Source organism: Crinalium epipsammum PCC 9333 (assembly GCF_000317495.1).
GTDB lineage: Bacteria > Cyanobacteriota > Cyanobacteriia > Cyanobacteriales > PCC-9333 > Crinalium > Crinalium epipsammum.
The window spans coordinates 32,950-52,925 of the sequence record NC_019753.1 but is presented as its reverse complement, the minus strand read 5'-3'; the positions used below and the strand labels follow the sequence as shown (position 1 = coordinate 52,925).

The window sequence follows — 19,976 nt, the reverse complement described above, 5'->3', positions numbered from 1 at the left end:
ATTCATAAGCAGGAGTGTTAGACAGTGAAAACAAGCATGATTTACAAAGCCTTTATTTCATCACTACCTTTATTAGCATTATTTGCAGCAACTCAAGCCCAAGCTCAACTCATCCCGCAACCTTGGGTATCTGTGGGTGTACAAGATAGCGATGTCACCTATGCTGTTGGGGCAAAGTTTATCGGTTTAGGTGTTGAACTCGGAACTGGGCGCGACGGTGCGACGGGTGTAGATGTTCTCAAATTTATTAATTTACCAGTTGTTGCACCTTATGTAGGAGTAGGACTCTATTCTGGTAAGGAAAGTGTTGCTTACTCTGGTGGTGTCCAAGTAGGAACTGGTTCCGATAACGTCTTTGTTGGAGTTGGTTACAATTCTATTAGAGGTATTAACGGGCAAGTTGGACTGAAATTTTAGAGTTACATACTGAGAAATCCTTTTTTGCTGGGAATTAGCAGATTAAGTATGGGAACGCTGAGATATGGGGAGCTTAGATAATTTATTGAGTTTTCCCCATGCTCATTTTTAATAAACCTACTGCATAAGTCGATAAATTTTGGATTTCATCTGCGTTTATCTGCGGTTAATTAAAATTCTGAAACCCAAGAAATGATTTTTGCAAGAAGTCTAATATACATCTATATAAGTTTGTAGTTAGCGGTATTCAAACTATTAAAATTTAACGTTCCTACCAATGGTTACAACCTCGGCTTTTCCTCTCGACAGAGCTATTGATCGCCACCCGCTAACAGTTACCCGTGAAACGCCAGCACTTCATGTAGTAATGCTGATGAGCCAAGGACGCGCTAGCTGCGTTTTAGTTGTTGAACAGCAGCAGTTAATCGGCATTTTTACAGAAAGGGATGTAGTGAGAGTAACGGCAGCAGGAATAGCTTTAGAAGAAGTTGCGATCGCATCTGTAATGACAACTAACATTATTACTCTGCCAGAATCTCAGGCGCAAGATATCCTGGCTGTAATTTCTTTGCTACGTCAATACCACATTCGTCATATACCTCTTGTAGATGAAAAGCAGTGCTTAGTTGGAATACTTTCTCACGAAAGTATGCGTGAAGTTCTACAACCCGCAGACTTACTGAAGTTGAGAACTGTCTCGGAGGTAATGTCTAAACAAGTTATTCAAGCTTCCTTAACAACATCAGTTATACATCTAACGCAACTTATGTCTAGTAATCATGTAAGTTGCGTTGTAATTGTTACCCAAGATACAGATAATTCCCGTCCTGTTGGCATTGTTACAGAACGTGATATTGTCCAACTTCGGGCATTAGGAGTTGATTTAATGCAAACTCTAGCAGAAATTGTGATGAGTTCCCCATTAGTACCAATTCATCCCCAAAACTCTCTCTGGGCAGCCCATGAAAAAATGCGGCAATATCGTATTCGACGCTTAGTTGTTGTTGACGATATAGGAAAATTGCTCGGAATTGTTACGCAGACAAGTATGGTACAAATTCTTGATCCGATGGAAACTTATGCAGCACTAGAAGCATTGCAAAAAGTTGTAGAAGTACGTACAACTGACCTCCAAAAAGCTAACGAACAATTACATTATGAAATTATTGAACGTCAACAAATAGAAACTGCATTGCGGGTATCTCAAGCACGTTTAGCTGGAATTTTAGATAGTGCAGACGAAGCAATTATCTGTGTGGATGAAAGAGGATTGATTCAGATTTTTAACCAAGGTGCAGAGCAAATTTTTGGATATACTTCTGGAGAAATTTTAAATAATACTTTGGATTTATTACTATCGGAAACTTTAATAGGAGCATCTTGTCAGTATAATCAACCAAATCCTAGTTTACAATCTGCTAGAAAAATAGGCGGATACCGCGAAATTTTTGGTCGGCGGCGAGATGGTACTGAGTTTCCGGCTGAAGCATCTATTTCTGAATCATTAGCAGGCGATGAACTAATCTTTACAGTTATTCTGCGCGATATTACTGAAAGAAAAATTGCCGAACAAGCCTTAAAAAATCAAATAGCTAAAGAAAGACTGATGGGGACAATTGCTCAACGTATCCGCCAGTCATTAAATTTAAAATTAATTCTTAATACTACTGTAGCAGAAGTGCGGCAATTTCTTCAAGCTGATCGAGTAATTATTTATAGTTTTGAAGGAGAATGTGACGGCGTTGTAGTTGTAGAATCTATAGCTGATGACTGTATTTCTTTGTTAGGAAATTATACCCTAGATTTTTTTTGTGTAGGAAGCCATTTCCCTTTATATAAACAAGGTCAATTTAAAATAATAAATGATGTGAATAATTCTGAATTAAAGGAAAGTGAAGTAAAAATATTTAATAGTCTTAAGATTAAATCTGACTTAATTGTACCGATTTTGCGAGGGGAAGATTTATGGGGTTTACTGGCAGTACATCAATGTTCTAACTATCGTCAGTGGCAACAGTTAGAGATAGATTTAATCCAACAATTAGCTACCCAAGTTGGAATCGCAATTCAACAAGCACAACTTTATGAAGAATTACAGATAGCTAATCAAGAATTGCAAGGTTTAGCTAATACAGACGGTTTAACAAGAGTAGCTAATCGTCGTTGTTTTGACGAAACTCTGCAATTAGAATGGAGACGTTTGGCACGGGAACAATTACCCTTGTCTTTAATTATTTGCGATGTAGATTTTTTTAAGATTTACAATGATACTTATGGGCATCAAGCAGGTGATGAATGCTTGCAACGGGTAGCTGGGGCTATTCGTCTTACCGTTAAACGTCCAGCAGATTTAGTAGCGCGTTATGGAGGAGAAGAATTTGTGATTGTTCTGCCCAATACAGATTCGGTAGGTGCTAAACACTTAGCAGATGAAATTCATTTTAGAGTAAAATTATTGCAAATTCCCCATGAAAAATCCCCGATGGGTAATTTAGTTACCCTCAGTTTAGGGGTATCGACTATAATTCCAGACTTTAGTTATTCCCCGGAAATGTTGCTGGCTGCTGCTGATAAAGCATTATATCAGGCAAAATCAGAAGGGCGCGATCGCATTATTTTTAAATTAGTTTCGTAAATTAGCTGATATTAAAGGAGAATATTAACAATGGCGATCGCACAAACACTCGAAACAATATTTAACTCAGATACAAGTATTTATAATTGGGATAACTTAGACTCTTATTGGCAAAAACGCCTAACTCCAGCATTCCCTCCCCATCAAACACCTAGCTACATACTATATCCCCAAAGCGAAAGTGAACTAGCACAAGCAATGGCTTACGCCTATCGTAACAACGAGCAAATTATTGTTTGTGGCACTGGCACAAAACTCGGTTGGGGGAAAAGTACAAAAACTCAGCTTGTCATTAGTACCTCACGCCTTAACCATTTAATTGAACACGCAGTTGGCGATTTAACCGTTACTGTAGAAGCTGGGATGAAATTCGCTGAAGTGCAAAATATCTTAGCTGCTGCTAATCAATTTATTGCACTCGACCCAGCTTATCCTGAAGATGCAACTATTGGTGGCATCATTGCCACTGCTGATGCTGGTTCCTGGCGACAACGTTATGGCGGTGTCAGGGATATGATATTAGGGCTTACCTTTATACGCGCAGATGGTGAAATTGCTAAAGCTGGTGGGCGAGTCGTTAAAAATGTTGCTGGTTACGACTTAATGAAGTTGTTCACAGGTTCTTATGGAACACTAGGAATTATTTCTCAAGTTACCCTGCGAGTTTATCCTTTACCCAAAGCTTCTGCAACAGTGGTATTAACTGGGGATAAGGAAGCAATTGCAACTGCTAGTAAAACTTTGTTAGCTTCCGCACTTACCCCCACAGCTATAGATTTAATTTCCCGTCAGCTAGTAAGTCAATTGAGTATCGGCAAAGGGATGGGTTTAATAGTTCGCTTCCAAAGCGTAGCAGAGAGTATTCAACAACAATCAGCTAGGCTTATAGAAGTTGGAGAACATCTGGGTTTACATTACCTCACTTATTCAGATGATGAGGAAGCTAATTTATGGAAAAAATTACAGGAAAACCTGTGGTTACCCACACAATCATCGGACATAATCTGCAAAATAGGAGTAAAGCCCTCTGAAGCAGTAGCACTTCTCGGCGATGAGATTGCATCCTCTTCAGCAATGGGCGTAATTCACGCCACTAGCGGTTTAGGGATATTGCGGTTGGAAAAACCAGAAATGATTCCCCAAATCCGTAGTTTTTGCGAAAGTAAAGCTGGCTTTTTGAGTATCTTGGAAGCACCAGCGACAGTTAAAGAAAAACTAGATGTTTGGGGTTATAAAGGCAACGCGCTAGATTTAATGGTTAAAATTAAACAACAATTTGATCCCAAAAATCTGCTTAATCCTGGTCGTTTTGTTGGTGAAAAATAATTTGTAGGTTGGGTTAAGCGTAGCGCAACCCAACACAAGCACTTGTCGATGTTGGGTTTCACTTCGTTCTACCCAACCTACTTATTTCGCTATGCTAGGGCTGTTGATAGTTTTAAAATATATTAGGAAATTTTTATTTTATGTCAGCATTATCCCCAACGTCTAATTCTGAGTCTCAAAATTTAGACCCTCTACCGACTTTTGATGTTAACCATCCTCCTGACCCTAAACTGATAGATAGTTGCGTTCACTGTGGTTTCTGTCTTTCTACTTGTCCGAGTTATCGCGTACTTGGTAAAGAAACGGATTCGCCTAGAGGTCGGATTTATTTGATGGATGCTGTTAATGAGGGTACAATTCCTCTGTCGCCAACGACTGTACAGCATTTTGATACTTGCTTGGGTTGTCTTGCTTGCGTAACTACTTGTCCCTCTGGTGTGCAGTACGATAAGTTGATTTCTGCTACCCGTCCCCAAATTGAACGTAATCATACTCGTACACCAATAGAAAGATTATATAGACAAGTAATTTTTTCTTTATTTCCTTATCCAGAACGCTTACGCATTTTGTTAGCGCCTTTGTTTTTATATCAAAAGTCTGGGTTGCAAAAACTTGTGCGTAATACAGGTTTACTGAAGCGAGTTTCTACGCATTTGGCGGCGATGGAATCAAATCTGCCAGAATTATCTTTGGATGCTTTTCACGAACCTTTACCAGAGATTATACCAGCACAAGGAGAAAAACGCGATCGCGTTGGGGTAATTTTAGGTTGTGTGCAAAGGCTGTTCTTTCCTACTGTTAATGAAGCAACTGTACGGGTATTAACAGCGAATGGTTTTGAAGTAGTTATACCTAAAACCCAAGGTTGCTGTGCTGCTTTACCTCATCACCAAGGACAAGAGGAACAAGCAAAAGAACTTGCTCGTAAAATGATTGATAGTTTTGAAGGTACTGGCGTTAATGCGATTATCATTAATGCTGCTGGTTGTGGTCACACTTTGAAAGAATACGGTCATCTTTTAGCAGATGACCCAGATTATGCAGAAAAAGCAGCTAAGTTTGCCAGCAAGGTGAAAGATGCTCAAGAGTTTTTATCGGAAGTGCGTTTAACTACAAATCTCTCACCTTTGACAGATGATAAGTTGACTATTGTTTATCAAGATGCTTGTCATTTATTACATGGACAAAAGATTAGTGTCCAACCTCGTCAATTATTGCGACAAATTCCAGGTGTGCAACTTAGCGAACCTATTGACGCTGCTTTGTGTTGCGGTAGTGCGGGGGTTTATAATATGCTACAACCAGAAATATCTGATGAATTAGGTCAGCAAAAAGTTACTAATTTATTGAATACTGGCGCTGATTTAATAGCTTCTGCTAATCCTGGTTGTACTTTGCAGATTAATAAGCATTTGGAAGAGCAAGGTAAGGAAATGGCAGTTATACATCCAATGGTGTTGTTGGATTATTCTATTAGAGGGGTAAAATTAGATATGTAAAACCCCACCCCCAGCCCCCTCCCCTTATTAAGGGGAGGGGGAGTTTGTGTATGTGTTATCTTTTTTTATGTCGAGCTACTTAAAGCCTATCGGAAAAATAATTAATCTATAAAAAATATCTGCGTTTATCTGTTTTCATCTGCGGTAAAAACATCACTCCTCAGTTACGGCAACATTTTTTAATATTGTCAGTGGACTAAGTTCTTTAACAAGCTGCAATTGTTCCTCGTTGCGGACTAGCAGCGCACCTGCGAAACCTAAAGAATTGATCGAAATTGATTGAAAACGTTCTTGCGATCGCGCTATAATCATCATCCATTCCCGTGTAGCTAATAGATTATAGGGTGCAGGTTTAGAGTTAACAGGTAAATTAAGATAACTGAGCAAAGTGTGATAGCAATCAAGTGTTGCTGATGCCCCTTGTAATGGTGAGTTTACCCAAGTAGGATCGAGTTGTGCGATCGCGTGCTTAAATTGAAAACTAGGTATTCTACCCACACCATCTTTAAACTCAATTGATTTCAATGCAACTTCAATCGGAATACTCGCACCCTCTGGAGTAAGTGGGAGGGGAATTATTTGTAAATGCTTGTGTCTTTGACTCGCACCCGCAGCTTGTCCAGAATTATAAAAGACTAAACCATCAATTTCAGCAAGCGTTATCCACATTGCCTCAAAATCTTGCTGTGTAAGTAAGCTTTCCTGCTCCTCAAACTGTCGTGTAACTAGCAACAGATGATGATCTACTATATTAAACTTGTTCAATAAACAGATATGCGTATCAGAAATATCTGTGACAAATAAATCTTGCTCATAAGGTAAAAACGGATTAAAATCCTTACCCTTAATCACATTAGCATTCTGCTGTTTTGCTTGATGTTTGCGCTCAAGATTGGATACAACCCGCACCAAGAAACGAATGCCACTTTCTTCCACAAATTCATAATTTGTTGAAATTGGCTGGAGTGCGCCTTTGGAGTGCGCGTATTCGGTTTGTTGTAGTACTTTATGCCACAAATGCTTAATTTTATAGAGATTATTTTTAAATTGAGTAAAAACTCAACTAGAACAACTCGAAGTGATAAAATTTTTCACTACTTGACGCAGTTGTTCAGCATCAAAAGGTTTAGTCAGGTACTCCGTCGCGCCTGCAAGTCGTCCTTGCACCCTATCAAACGCGCCATCTCTGGCAGTAAGCATGACAATTGGTAACTCGCTAAATTGAGGCAAGCTACGCAACGTGCGACAAAGTTCCAAACCATCAACCCCTGGCATGGAAACATCTAGTAGCAAAACTGATATCGGCTGGTGGTAAATCAAAGCCAAGGCATCTACAGCATTATCAGCAACTAAAACTCGATACTCGCCTTTTAGCGCCCGTTTAATCATTTCTTGCATAACTGTGCTGTCATCGACTGCCAAGATTGTCTGTGTAGTACTTACACTTGCAGACATTTTTACCTCACTCTTAGATTAAATTGCAGGATTATTGACACAAGTGTTTTTATTGCTGTGTGCTTAAAACTACTCTCTAAAATAGTTCCCTGATTAGATTAGAAATTAACGCTCACTTATATTTATTTACCTAATGACATCTTAGCGATACGTTGTAAAACTTTATCTTTAGGTAAATAGACTAGCCGCTTAAGCAAATTATATACATAATTTATTGACAAGAAACTCATTATTTAAACAATTGTATTAATTTAAGTTAATGTCTCGCGGGCATCTTGCCCACACTACATTTATTTGTGGTAAATTGTGTTATAATATGTAGAATTAGGCAGTGTAACCAAGATGGTCACAAAAGCTTTCTGCGGAAGTTTTATTATTAAAAATTAAAAGCTAGATGTTGGCAGGCTTAAAGCTTTGGGCATTTTTTATATCAGGGACAGCAAGTAAATTTCAGCGATCGCCAATTACTCTCCTTAGCTAAGTATTTATTACTAATACTTTGAGTTGTAAAGCGAAAAATTGGCTGATAATTAAAATAAAAACTTGCTTACAGCCATTTAATTAATCTAGAGTGCTACTCAAGTTAGTTAAATTATTACATTTTTTTGTAGATGCAAAAAATGTTCAGTTCAGCTTGGAGATAGCAGGGGCGCTAATATATCAAATCGTATCCTACCCAGACAAGTTTGCTTTTTATTTAACTCGGTACTGGAAAAATATATAATTAAGTGCTGAACTGGTATTTTTTGTAAACTAGACATAGCACCAAAATTCAGTACTGAAATTGGTCGGATAATTGGAAATATTACTTATCAACACTTAGTCTCATTAATTTTGTATATTAAAAATTGCCATACTTAAATGGAAATTAACTTGATGGTATCTTACGGAGATGAGCGACGCAGAGAGGAAAATTTAGATAACTTACTTGCAGAACCAGGTTTAAGAATGTTCTTTCCTAACTATAGCGAGACAGTTAAGGGCGAAGATAGTCAAGCCTCTGAGCTAGATGAAGTCGCTGAACGTGAGCGGTATGAAGAGGTACTGCGTCAAGCTGCTGGAGAAAACTTGCAGCTAGGGCAAGCTGTAATCTCGGTTTCTGATGGCATTATAATTACTGACCCTCATCAACCCAACAATCCGATTATCTACATAAATCCGGCGTTTACTAAAATTACTGGGTATACAGCCCAGGATATTTTAGGTGAAAATTGCCGTTGTTTACAAGGAAAGGAAACAGATCCCCAAGCAATTGAATTGATTCGTGAGGCTATTTCTAAAAAAGAACCTGTACAAGTAACGCTGCTGAACTATCGTAAAGATGGTCAACCATTTTGGAATGAATTAAAAATATCTCCTGTATTTTCAGACCAAGAAAATTTATTATATTTTATTGGTATTCAAACAGATATAACTGAACGCAAACGGGCAGAAGAGGAGCGCGTACAACTGTTGCAGCGAGAGCAAGCAGCACGGGCTGAAGCTGAAGCAGAACGCAACCGAACTGCCAATATATTAGAAGGAATTACAGATGCTTTTTATGTGTTGGATCATCAGTGGCGGTTTAGTTATTTAAATTCTCATGCCGAGCAATTATTATTTAAAACTAAAGAAGAATTAATAGGAAAGTCTATTTGGGAAGAATTCCCAGAATTAATTAATTCTAAATTTGATCGAGAATTACATCGAGCAGTTACAAGGAATGTAACAGTTCACTTTGAAGCATTTTATACAGAATTAGAAGCTTGGTTAGAGGTGCGAGTTTATCCTTATAAAGACGGTTTATCTGTCTACTTCCGTGATATTACAATTGCGAAAAAATCTGAGGAATCTTTACTAGAGCGATCGCGCATATCTACCTTAGAGGCTGAAGTTGGTGCTACCTTGGGACAAGGTGGGACAACCTTAACTGAAACTCTGCATCGTTGCAGCGAAGCAATGGTGCAGCACTTAGAAGCAGAATTTGTTGGTATCTGGACATATAACCCAGGCTCAAACACCCTAGACTTGCAAGCCTACGCTGGTCAAGAGGAAATCGGCAATTGGGTTGCTGGTCGTCAAATATCCTCTCATCCCCGCATCCCCCTAGAAGGTTCAATGGTGGGTTTTGTAGCTCAAACGCAGCAAATTTATCTGACCCAAGATAGCGGTCAACGGTTTAAGGGAGGGTTGGAAAGTCGTGTATATAACGGTGAAGTAGCAGAAAGTTGTTTAGTAATACCTGATATTTATTTAGCCAGTGCTCCTTTAATTGTGGAAGAAAAACTGGTAGGTGTAATTGCTGTAGTTATGCAGCAAAACTTTAACGAAGCCGTAATTGATATGTTGGGTTGGATGGCTCACGCTTTTGGCGTGGCAATTGACCGTTTTTGGGCAAGAGAAGCATTATCATCACGGCGAGAAGCTTTACTGTTTAGGTTAGCAAGTCAAATTCGCAAATCTTTAGACCTCGATACTATTTTAGGTACGGCGGTTAATGAGATTCGCAGTTTATTACAAATAGACTTATGCCAATATTTGTGGTTTTTCTCCCATCCTACTCAGCCTAGCTTGATGGTGACTCACGAAGCTAAAGCAAGTCCCACTTTGCGGAGTAAATTAGCAGAAGCTATGCCACAAAAACTTGCTCCATTAGCCCATAAAATTCAAAACCTTCAGGTTATGCGGGTTGATGATGTTGCTGATGACACTAACCTGGATGCTGAAGCCAAAGCCTTACTAAGTAATTTGGGTATAACTTCAGCACTATTGCTACCGTTAGAAACTCCTCATGCTGGTCAAAGAGGAGCTATTATTTGTACTCATGGCAATGGTCAACGACCTTGGAGTGATAATGAAGTAGATTTACTACAAGCTGTAGTAGACCAAGTTGCGATCGCTATTGACCAAGCAGAAGTATACGCCCAAAGTCGCGCTGCTGCCCTAGCCGCTCAAAGCCAAACTAGCCAGCTTGAGCAAGCAATGAACGAACTCAAGCAAACAGAATCGCGTTTAATTCAAAGTGAAAAAATGTCCGGTTTGGGTCAAATGGTCGCTGGTATTGCCCACGAAATTAATAACCCTGTCAACTTCATTACAGGTAATCTTACTCACACCAGTACCTACATCCGTGATTTGCTAGATTTAATCGAACTGTATCGTAAGCATTATCCTAACCCCGATCCAGAAATTGAAGACCAAGCAGAAGAAGTTGACCTAGATTTTCTGATTGATGATTTACCAAAACTACTAAGCTCAATGCAAGTAGGGGCTGACCGCATTCGTCAAATTGTCTTATCTTTGCGGAACTTCTCCCGCTTAGATGAAGCTGACATGAAACCAGTTGATATACATGAAGGAATTGACAGTACTTTATTAATTCTGCACAACCGTTTGAAAGCAAATGCTAACTATCGGGGAGTTGAAATAATTAAAGAGTACGGAAAATTGCCTTTAGTTGACTGCTATCCTAGTCAGCTTAATCAAGTATTTATGAATATTATTAGCAATGGCATTGATGCCTTAGAAACTAGCGAAGTTAAACCACCCCAACCGACAATTCGCATTCGTACAGAAATGTCTGATGATGGTAAAACCGTGATTATTCGCATTGCTGATAATGGCTCAGGAATGCCCCCAGATGTATTAAAACGTTTGTTTGATCCGTTTTTTACTACTAAACCTGTAGGTAAGGGAACTGGTTTAGGGCTATCAATCAGCTATCAAATTATTGAAAAACATCATGGAATTTTAAGATGTGAGTCAGAATTAGGAAAAGGAGCAGCATTTGTGATCGAAATTCCTTTAAACCAAAATTAATATTTTAATTATAAATTTTAGCCTAAGTTGTACCTGTTTCCAGCCTTATTCTCAGATTCAACCTGAGAATAGTAATTTAGACCTGAGAACTAGATAAAATTTCCCCTCTCCTCTCCCCTCTCTATCTTTAAAATATGAATGATAATTTATTACAACGTTTTCTACAATTGCTTGTTACTCAAGCTGGTTGGCAAATTCGTCAGCAGGATCAAATTAGTTTAGGGCATAAAATTGAATTTCGAGTTAAAGCATTGAAGCTACTTAACGCAGAAGCTTATTATCAGCTACTAAATGCTGAAAATGAGCAGAGTTATCATGAGTGGCGACAATTAGCTTTACTGTTAACAACTACTGAAACTTACTTTTTTCGAGATGAAGGACAGTTTTCATTATTGCGAAATAAATTAATTCCAGAATTGATTGAGCAGAAAAGGAAAAAACAAGTTTTAAATGGTGAATCCAAACCTACTTTACGGATTTGGAGTGCTGGTTGCTCAACTGGTGAAGAGCCATATTCCTTAGCTATTATGCTCACACAGCTAATTCCTGACTGGGAAAGCTGGAACCTTTATCTTATTGGTACTGATATAAATTTAAATGCTTTGGAGAAAGCTAAACATGGTATTTTTACCTCCTGGTCATTTCGTCAGGTAAATCCAGAAGTTCAAAAACGATATTTTTCTCCTTGGAAAGGTGATTGGAAGCTCGATGTTAAAATCCGGTCGATGGTAAACTTTGAATATGGAAATTTGGTCAAAAATTCATATCCTAATAATAATAGTATTTATGATATGGATTTAATAATTTGTCGAAATGTTTTTGTATATTTTGACTCTAATAGCATTGGAGTTGTATTAAACAAGTTTGCCAAAAGTTTGAACTTGACAGGATATCTAATTACTGGTCATGCTGAACTTTATGGTCAAGGTTTAAACTTATTAAAATCTCAGGTTTTCCCTGAATCAGTTGTGTATCAACGCCGAGATCATGTAGTAACTTCCTCTCAAGTTAAAGAGGTTAATCGTTCTAACAGTGATAGCTTTAATAATATTAACAGTCCTCAAAAATTAGATTTATTTGCTAACAATGATACTAAGTTAGGAAATAATTCATTGTCCCAGATTAAGTCTGATTATAATAAGTATCCTACTCAGAAGCTTCAGCCAAATATTAGTAATATTCCAAATATTAATCAACCTAAAGTTGTTGATCTTCAAGCAGGCAATAATAGCGATCGCACTATTTCCCAAGTAACCGTTGATACTATTATTGAGCAAGTTCAAGTTTTAGTTAAAAACAAAAATTATTTAAAAGCAATTAGTGAATTAGAAGAAATATTAGCTCAATACCCTAATAATTTCAATATTTACTATCTGCTAGCTAAAGTATACGCAGATTTAGGTAAATACCCGCAAGCTAAAAAATATTGTGAGCAAGCTTTATCCGTAGATTCACGTAATATAATGCCTCACTATATATTGGCTAATATTGCTGAAGAACAAAGTAATATTACAGAAGCCAAGGTGATCTTAAAAAGAATCATCTATTTAGCTCCTGACTCTATTTCTGCGTATTTAGAACTAGCAAGTATTTACCAACAAGAAGGAGATATTACAAGATGTGTCAAAATGCGTAATGTTGCCTTAGATTTCTTGAAAAAATTGCCTACTAACGCTACGGTAGAACCACAGGGTGAAATTACCGTTGCTGAATTAATCAACCAACTAGAAGAATTATTAAATATTTAAGTATGCCGATAGTTAGTCGGGTAGAACAATTCTAAATTATTTAGAAAACCACTAAGTCTATCCTTGGCGTTATGTAGCGTTGCGGAGATGGCTGCACTTAAGATGTTTAATAATTTTTACTATAAAGATGTTTTAAGGATTACCCCTTCTATTTAATAGATATATGGAAGCTCAAGATTTTATTATTTGTAGTCTAAACAATTCCATCTATGGAATTGAAGCATCTGTAGTTAAGGAAATATTCTATTTACCGGAATTAACTCCTGTTGCTGAAGCGCCCCGTGATATTGTAGGAGTACTGAATCTGCGGGGCGAGATATTACCTGTAATGGATTTGTATATCCGCTTAGGACAACAACCGCAGGATTACCAGTTAACTGATAGTATCGTCGTACTTAATTCCGAAGAATTTCAAGTCGGAGTAATTGTTAATCAAGTCCACGAAGTACGAAATATTGCCGCTAATGAGATTACTACTAATCTTTCCTATCGACGAGGAATGTTAAGTAAAAATGGCTCTCAGCCTGGGATAGTAACATCCGGTAAGTTTATTAACGGTGTCGCACAAGTAGATGAAGATTTGGTGATGTTAATCAATCACCAAACTTTGATTGAATACTCAAAGTTGATAAATTCTGATAGTGATGATGGTGATGGAGAAATTTCAGCAAATAGCCAAGCGGCAGCGGCTTTGCTACTAGAACGTACTTACAATGGTAGCAATACTCGCATATTTTGCCCTCATGCGACACCAGAAGAAAGAGCAACTTTTCGGGAACGGGCAGAAAATTTAAGACGCGCAACCGAAAACGAAGATTTTGCGGGATTAATACCCTTAGCTGTTATTGGTTTAAACGGCGAATATTTTGGATTAGATCTTGATACCGTCCGGGAGTTTACTGATATTAGTAAAATTACCCCTGTTCCCTGCTGTCCTCCTCATATTGTGGGTAATATTAACTTGCGGGGAGAGATTGTCACATTAGTTGATGTACGTGGAGTATTAAATCTGCCCATTGCTGGTACTAACGAAGCATCTAAAGTAATGGTTGTACGGATGGAAGATTTAGTAGCAGGTGTGACAGTAGATGAAGTATTTGATGTGATGTATCTTAATCCTACTGAGATGATGCCAGTACCAGCAGCAGTACATTCAATTAATGATGAATATCTTCGAGGTACTGCACCTTATCGCGAAAAAATGATGGGAGTTTTAGATTTACCTAAAATCTTGACTAAGGGCGGATTAACTGTGGATGAAGAAGTGTAATAAATTTTGTTCGGCGGGTGAGTAACCCGCCTATTTAGTTATCAAATAAATCACACAAATTTTAATTATATAAAAGGAAAATAAGAGATGTTTACAAATTTAAAGCTAAGAAACAGGATGTTATTAGGATATTCTGTACCAATATTATTATTTGTGGGATTAACTATTCCGACATTTTCAAGTGCCAATAAGGCAGCAGAAGCATTTAAACAAACTAAAATGTCTCTTAATACTGTAGAAAGTGGCTCCCAAATGGGTTTTGGGCTGGCAAAAATGGCAAGAGATACACGGGGATATATTGCTTTAAATAAAGATGCAGGTTTCTTAAGTGACTATCAAAATAATTTAAAATATTTTAATGAACGTGCTGAAATCATTAGTAAAAACATAGAAAATCCTGAACAAAAACAGCGTTTGGAAAGAATGATAAGTTTAGGTAAGGAGTATGATGAATTTGCTAATAAGTTAATTAATTTAGTTAATCAAGGTAAGCAAAAAGAAGCTATTGAGATATTGCGAAAGAGAGAAGGATATAATGTCATTAAAGAATTTGAAGAAACTAATGCTGCTTTTAATAATAAGGAACGTGAAATTTTAAATGCAGCTACAGCAAAAGCAGAAGCTAATTTAAACTTTTTATTATTGTTAGTGGCAGTAGGTTCTTTATTAGGGATTTCTGTAGCATTAATTTCGGCGTTTGCGATATCATCGGGAATTACTAAAAAAATCTCGCAAGCGGTAAATGCGATCGCATCTTCTTCTAATCAAATTGCCTCAACCGTAGAACAACAGGAACGCATTAGCACTCAGCAAGCTACATCGGTTAATGAAACTACTACCACGATGGATGAGTTGGGCGCGTCTTCACAACAATCTGCGGATCAAGCTGAGTCAGCAGTGATGGCAGCACGACAGGCGTTAGGGTTGACAGAAAATGGCAACGAAGCAGTAGACCGCACTTTACAAGGAATGACAGAATTAAAAGAAAGAGTAACTGCGATCGCGCAAGAAATTGTACGTTTAAGCGAACAAACTAATCAAATTGGCAATATTTCCAATTTAGTGAGCGATCTAGCTAATCAAACTAATATGTTAGCTTTAAATGCTGCTGTTGAAGCAGTGCGTGCAGGAGATCAAGGTAAAGGTTTTGCGGTAGTAGCAGCAGAAATTCGCAAACTTGCAGATCAAAGTAAGAAGTCAGCAGAGAAAATTAATGTTTTAGTTAGTGATATTCAACACGCGATTAATGCAACTGTGATGGTGACAGATCAAGGCACGAAAACCGTGCAAGAAAGTATGCAAATTACTCAAAAAACTGCGGAGTCTTTCGCTGGTGTCGCAAATGCCGTAAATAACGTGGTTTTGAGCAATCAACAAATTTCTTTAAATATCAAACAACAAGCGATCGCCATTCAACAAGTAGTCAGCGCAATGAATAACCTCAACCAAGGGGCAAAAGAAACTGCTGTTGGAATCACTCAAACAAAAGTGGGTACTCAAAAGCTTAACGAAGCAGCCCAAGATCTTAAAGCTATTGTTTAAATTACTATTTAGTAACTAAAAATAGTTGATATCCGTAGAAAAGAGGAAAAATTCGGGAAATTTCTCCTCTGCCCCTCCGCCCCTCTGCCCCTCCACCCATCTACCCATCTACCCATCTACCCCTCCGCCCCTCTGCCCCTCTACCCCTCTCATGCTCAGCGAATTAAGTATATTTGCTGAGGTAATATATCTCAAGTAAAACTAAAATTTAATGATAAGCAAGCAGGCTGTATGAGGTTTGTGTTAAATTTTAGGGATTTTTTTTGAAAGGAGTCAAATTGAGATGTTTCAAAAAATGGGTTTGCAGACTGCTTGGCTCATTCCTGCTCATGGGTGGCATTGTATTAGCTCTAGGGCTAGGTGATACTAATGGCAATTTACGTTTGAGTAAACATATCGACATCCTTGGCAATAATACATTTACTAGCGTGTGGATTATGGAAAGTTAATGAAGGACAGACTCAAAGACAGTCATCAGAAAGAGTCTTAATTCTACGCGCAAGCTAAACAATATTGTAAACAAGCTTGATCAGTAGATTCACGGAATATAATTCCCCACTATATATTGGGTAATATTGCCGAAGCTAAGGTGCTCTAAAAAAAAATATCTATTTAGCTCCTGACTTAATTTCAGCTTATCTAGAACTAGCGATCATCTACCAACCGGAGGGGGTTTTACAAGATAAGTCAAAAGGCGTAATTTAGCTTTAGATTCTTGAAGAAATTGCCAAATCATGCTACTGTAAGTTAACAGGGTGAATTACAGTTGGTAAACTAATCAACCAACTAAAGAAATACTAAATATTGAGATATGCTGATAGTTAGCTAAGTAAAACAATTCTAAAATTTTGGAAGGTTACTAAGTCTATGCTGTCATCTGACCTTGGCATTGTATAGTGCTGCTGGCATTGCTATTTTATAGATAGTGAATAATTCTAATAAGTTTTTAATATAAATTATTTCTTTTAATAGATATATATAATTTCAAGATTTTATTATTTTAATTATTAAGATTGTTGTATGATTAAATAAAACAAACAAAATAAAAAACAAAGCTTTACTTGTCAGTTTTTTCAACCTAAATAAACCCTCAGATGGTTTTAATTTTATATGCTGAAAATAAATCCAAATCTTCTTTTGATTCAGGAAAAAAAATCTAAGATTAAGAATAGCAACAATAGACGCTTAAGTTTACAAATTGTCGCAGGCACTCTCTTGCTAGAAGTTTGTAGTAACGGCATAGCGCCAACTCTCGCTGCAAGTTTGGCATCGACAGAATCTATAACGATCGGTAATAATTGTACAAAAACTTTGCCTTCTAGCAGAAGGGAAAGCTTTATCAAGCCAACTTCACCCCTTGTCGCAGAGAATCCCTTGCTACAAGGTTGTACTAACGGCATAGCAACGACTCTAGCGACAGGTTTGGCTAAGGATTGTAGAGAAACTTCGGCTCCTAGTCAGGGGGCAAGTTTTGTCAAGGCAGTTTCACCCGTTCCCAAGAGCCAAAAGCTTAAGGGCTTAAAAGCGTCTAATCCTAAATCGTCTGTAGATGGAAACTTACTTAAATTAGACCAGCTACTAAATAGCCAATTTCCTAACGCTATTAGCCAAGCGCCCCAAGGCTTATGTGAAGTAGGATTTGGATCTGATACTTGCGACGTAGGAGGTGGAGAAGTTTTATGTGAAGTGGGAGGTGTAGTACCACCTACGGGCAATATAGGCGGTGGATTCGTTCCACCACTAATAGCAGCAGCAGGGGGCGGGGGACTAGGTTTAGCGCCTTTGCTAGGAGCGGTTCCTTTGCTAGCACTAATCAGATCAGGCTCGCGAGCAGAAACCCCCCCAGGAACTACGCCAGTAACTCCGAACGGAACTACGCCAGTAACTCCGAACGGAACTACGCCAGTAACTCCGCCAGGAACTCCGCCAGGAACTCCGAACGGAACTACGCCAGTAACTCCGAACGGAACTACGCCAGGAACTCCGAACGGAACTACGCCAGTAACTCCGAACGGAACTCCGCCAGGAACTCCGCCAGTAACTCCGCCAGTAACTCCACCAGGAACTCCGCCAGGAACTCCGCCAGGAACTCCGCCAGGAACTCCGCCAGGAACTCCACCAGGAACTCCACCAGGAACTCCGCCAGAAACTCCACCAGGAACTCCGCCAGGAACTCCGCCAGAAACTCCCATAGCAGCCGTTCCCGAACCTTCAACAACTCTGGGCGGGGTAGTAGCTATAGGTCTAGGAATTTTGATGAAGAGGAAATACGCCAAAATTTCTTCAAGAAAGGCAGCTAAAACTATCAGAGAAATTCCGCCGGATTAAAGTCTATAAATTTAATTCGTTCTACTTCAATTTTTCTATCGGAGCCATGAAGCCATGTACGCGAAAACAACAACTTTATTCACAACCACAATACTGTCGCTAGTATTTTACGGGTTATCTACATCTCCAGTACTAGCTAACTCATCTCAGAGATCATTGCAAGGGATCTCCTCAAATTATGCAAATACGGAGGTTGGGTCGCCTGAAACAGAGACGTTAATAGCCCTTAAAGAAGGAACACATATTAGTCAAGCACCGAGCCAAACACCGAGTCAAGCACCGAGTCAAGCACCGAGTGTAACCTCAGCTAGTGTAAAGCAAAATGTTTCTGGTATCATTAGTGCCTATAACGGAACTAATATGGAAATGAGATTAGGTGATGGCACCTCGAAAAATTTTGAGTTTAATCCTAATTTACTAAATTCACCCAATATCGCTAAAGGAGCCTTTGTTAAGCTTTCAGTAGATGAAAACCAAATAGTGCAAGAAGTACAACCCGCAGAAGTAGCAGAAACGGTTGAAGGTACTGTTAGAGAAGTTTCTGGCTCTCAAGTAACGATGGAATTAGACGATGGTAAAATGATAACTACAACAGTAGCGCCCGCAGTATCTGCGCGTATGGGCTTGGCTGATGGAGTTCGCTTAATGGTAACGTCTTTTCAGGGCATTGGTGCTACAAAATTATGCTTCGGAAAAACCATCCAACCCCCTGTAACTATAACCCCTCCGGCATTCGTGCCAGAGCCACCGACGCGTATTGGAGGTGGAGAACCGGAACCTATCAAACCTCCTAAAGTCCGTAAACCAGTTCGATCACTTTGGTAAAGTTTTATGCTGCACGCGGTCATGGATTGCTATCGCTCATACGGTTAGCAGTTGATGCCCGTGCAGAGTTTAAAAAAGTAAGATATATAATTTCAAGCAATACTTCAGGTTAATTTAAGGAGACGTATTGTTATGGGTGTGCCTCAAATATTTTTTAGTTCCAAAAAAAATACCAAGGTTCGTATCGGTGAAGTTTTTCTAAAAAAGGGTCTGATTACTCAGGCTCAACTAGAAGAAGTTTTAGCCGCACAGAGAGACAGTGGTAAAAAAGTTGGTGATATCCTAATTCAAAAAGGGCTAATCACTCGCAAACAACTAGACCAAGCATTAACATCTCAGTACTGGCAAAACTTAAGTGCAAGCATTTTCCTTTCACTTGGAGCAGTGACAACAGCTTTACCCCAGGTGGCTGTTGCTCAAGTAGCTCCGGCTCCGCGCATAGAGGAACATGATCAGTTAGTTAAAGCCGAACAGCACGAAAAATCCTACTTAATTGCTGAGGGTTTTGTACAAGGTAGCTCATTAAGCTATGCTGCTCCTACTAGCAAGGCTAGAGGCTCTAGTAGTAATCCCGATCTCGTTTCTTTGAAATCCAATCAAAATCCTAGCGCAGCTAACCCGCTACAAGGGTTTATTCACCCATTAGGAAAAAATGCGCCGATTTCACAGGGTCATAATGGTACGACTCATCAAGGTAGAATGGCGTATGCCATCGACCTAGACGTTCCTATTGGTACTGCTGTTTATGCAATGCGTTCGGGGAAGGTGGTTAGATTAGAGGAAAGATTTGCTGATACAGGTGGTGGAGAAGACAAAAAAAGCAAAATGAATTTCGTGCTGATTGAGCATGATGGAGGTTATCGTTCTGCCTACTTGCACTTGAAGCAAGGATTTGCCTCGTCTGTGAAAATTAACGTGGGCGATCGCGTCAAAGCAGGAGACTTAATTGGCTACACTGGTAACTCAGGTTGGAGTACAGGTGCCCACTTACACGTAGAAGTTCATCAAGCAGGGGAATATTTAACTTTTGGACAGAGTGTGCCGTTTGTATTTAATGGTGCGTCTCAATCTGGTAATGTCGCCGTTCATCAACATTAAACTTGTTGATGAATTTTCGTTCTGCTAACTTTACA

The 19,976-nt window shown here is 38.8% G+C and carries 13 protein-coding genes; 11 read left to right on the top strand and 2 right to left on the bottom strand.

The window, feature by feature from the left end:
- The first annotated feature begins 24 nt into the window (after positions 1-24).
- The 4 genes from CRI9333_RS00190 to CRI9333_RS00175 all read left to right on the top strand — a co-directional run bounded on the left by CRI9333_RS00190 (position 25) and on the right by CRI9333_RS00175 (position 5,877).
- Positions 25-417, top strand: coding sequence for a hypothetical protein (locus CRI9333_RS00190; protein WP_015201187.1), 393 nt, complete (start codon positions 25-27; stop codon positions 415-417).
- 277 nt (positions 418-694) lie between these two features.
- Positions 695-3,052 carry a diguanylate cyclase domain-containing protein gene (locus tag CRI9333_RS24530; RefSeq protein WP_015201186.1) on the top strand — a complete coding sequence of 786 codons (2,358 nt, stop codon included), beginning with the start codon at positions 695-697 and terminating at the stop codon, positions 3,050-3,052.
- A 30-nt stretch (positions 3,053-3,082) separates the two neighbouring features.
- A complete protein-coding gene (locus CRI9333_RS00180; RefSeq protein ID WP_015201185.1) occupies positions 3,083-4,378 on the top strand; it encodes an FAD-binding oxidoreductase in 1,296 nt (431 codons plus the stop codon).
- A 140-nt stretch (positions 4,379-4,518) separates the two neighbouring features.
- Entirely contained in the window at positions 4,519-5,877 is a 1,359-nt protein-coding gene (locus tag CRI9333_RS00175; RefSeq protein ID WP_015201184.1) for a (Fe-S)-binding protein, read from the top strand.
- A 153-nt stretch (positions 5,878-6,030) separates the two neighbouring features.
- Here CRI9333_RS00175 and CRI9333_RS00170 read toward each other — a convergent pair whose 3' ends face one another.
- Both CRI9333_RS00170 and CRI9333_RS00165 read right to left on the bottom strand, forming a co-directional pair.
- Positions 6,031-6,903 (bottom strand): ATP adenylyltransferase family protein, encoded by an 873-nt coding sequence (locus CRI9333_RS00170; protein ID WP_041225802.1) that lies wholly within the window; start codon positions 6,901-6,903, stop codon positions 6,031-6,033.
- A 33-nt stretch (positions 6,904-6,936) separates the two neighbouring features.
- A complete protein-coding gene (locus CRI9333_RS00165) occupies positions 6,937-7,332 on the bottom strand; it encodes a response regulator (protein WP_015201182.1) in 396 nt (131 codons plus the stop codon).
- A gap of 876 nt (positions 7,333-8,208) precedes the next feature.
- Between CRI9333_RS00165 and CRI9333_RS00160 the strand changes: the two genes are divergently transcribed.
- The 7 genes from CRI9333_RS00160 to CRI9333_RS27975 all read left to right on the top strand — a co-directional run bounded on the left by CRI9333_RS00160 (position 8,209) and on the right by CRI9333_RS27975 (position 19,941).
- A complete protein-coding gene (locus CRI9333_RS00160) occupies positions 8,209-11,130 on the top strand; it encodes a PAS domain-containing protein (RefSeq protein ID WP_015201181.1) in 2,922 nt (973 codons plus the stop codon).
- Positions 11,131-11,264: 134 nt separating this feature from the next.
- Entirely contained in the window at positions 11,265-12,878 is a 1,614-nt protein-coding gene (locus CRI9333_RS00155) for a CheR family methyltransferase (RefSeq protein ID WP_015201180.1), read from the top strand.
- 163 nt (positions 12,879-13,041) lie between these two features.
- On the top strand, positions 13,042-14,148 hold the full coding sequence (locus CRI9333_RS00150) for a chemotaxis protein CheW (protein WP_015201179.1): 1,107 nt from the start codon (positions 13,042-13,044) through the stop codon (positions 14,146-14,148).
- 87 nt (positions 14,149-14,235) lie between these two features.
- Positions 14,236-15,690: a methyl-accepting chemotaxis protein gene (locus CRI9333_RS00145; protein ID WP_015201178.1), complete on the top strand. Its 1,455-nt coding sequence runs from the start codon at positions 14,236-14,238 to the stop codon at positions 15,688-15,690.
- Between the two features lie 1,110 nt (positions 15,691-16,800).
- Complete coding sequence (locus CRI9333_RS25365) at positions 16,801-18,018, top strand: PEP-CTERM sorting domain-containing protein (protein WP_015201176.1); 1,218 nt, start codon at positions 16,801-16,803, stop codon at positions 18,016-18,018.
- Positions 18,019-18,072: 54 nt separating this feature from the next.
- On the top strand, positions 18,073-18,843 hold the full coding sequence (locus tag CRI9333_RS00130; RefSeq protein ID WP_015201175.1) for a hypothetical protein: 771 nt from the start codon (positions 18,073-18,075) through the stop codon (positions 18,841-18,843).
- A gap of 132 nt (positions 18,844-18,975) precedes the next feature.
- The gene (locus tag CRI9333_RS27975; RefSeq protein WP_015201174.1) at positions 18,976-19,941 is read left to right on the top strand and encodes a M23 family metallopeptidase; all 966 of its coding nucleotides are present in this window, start codon (positions 18,976-18,978) and stop codon (positions 19,939-19,941) included.
- Positions 19,942-19,976: the final 35 nt, after the last annotated feature.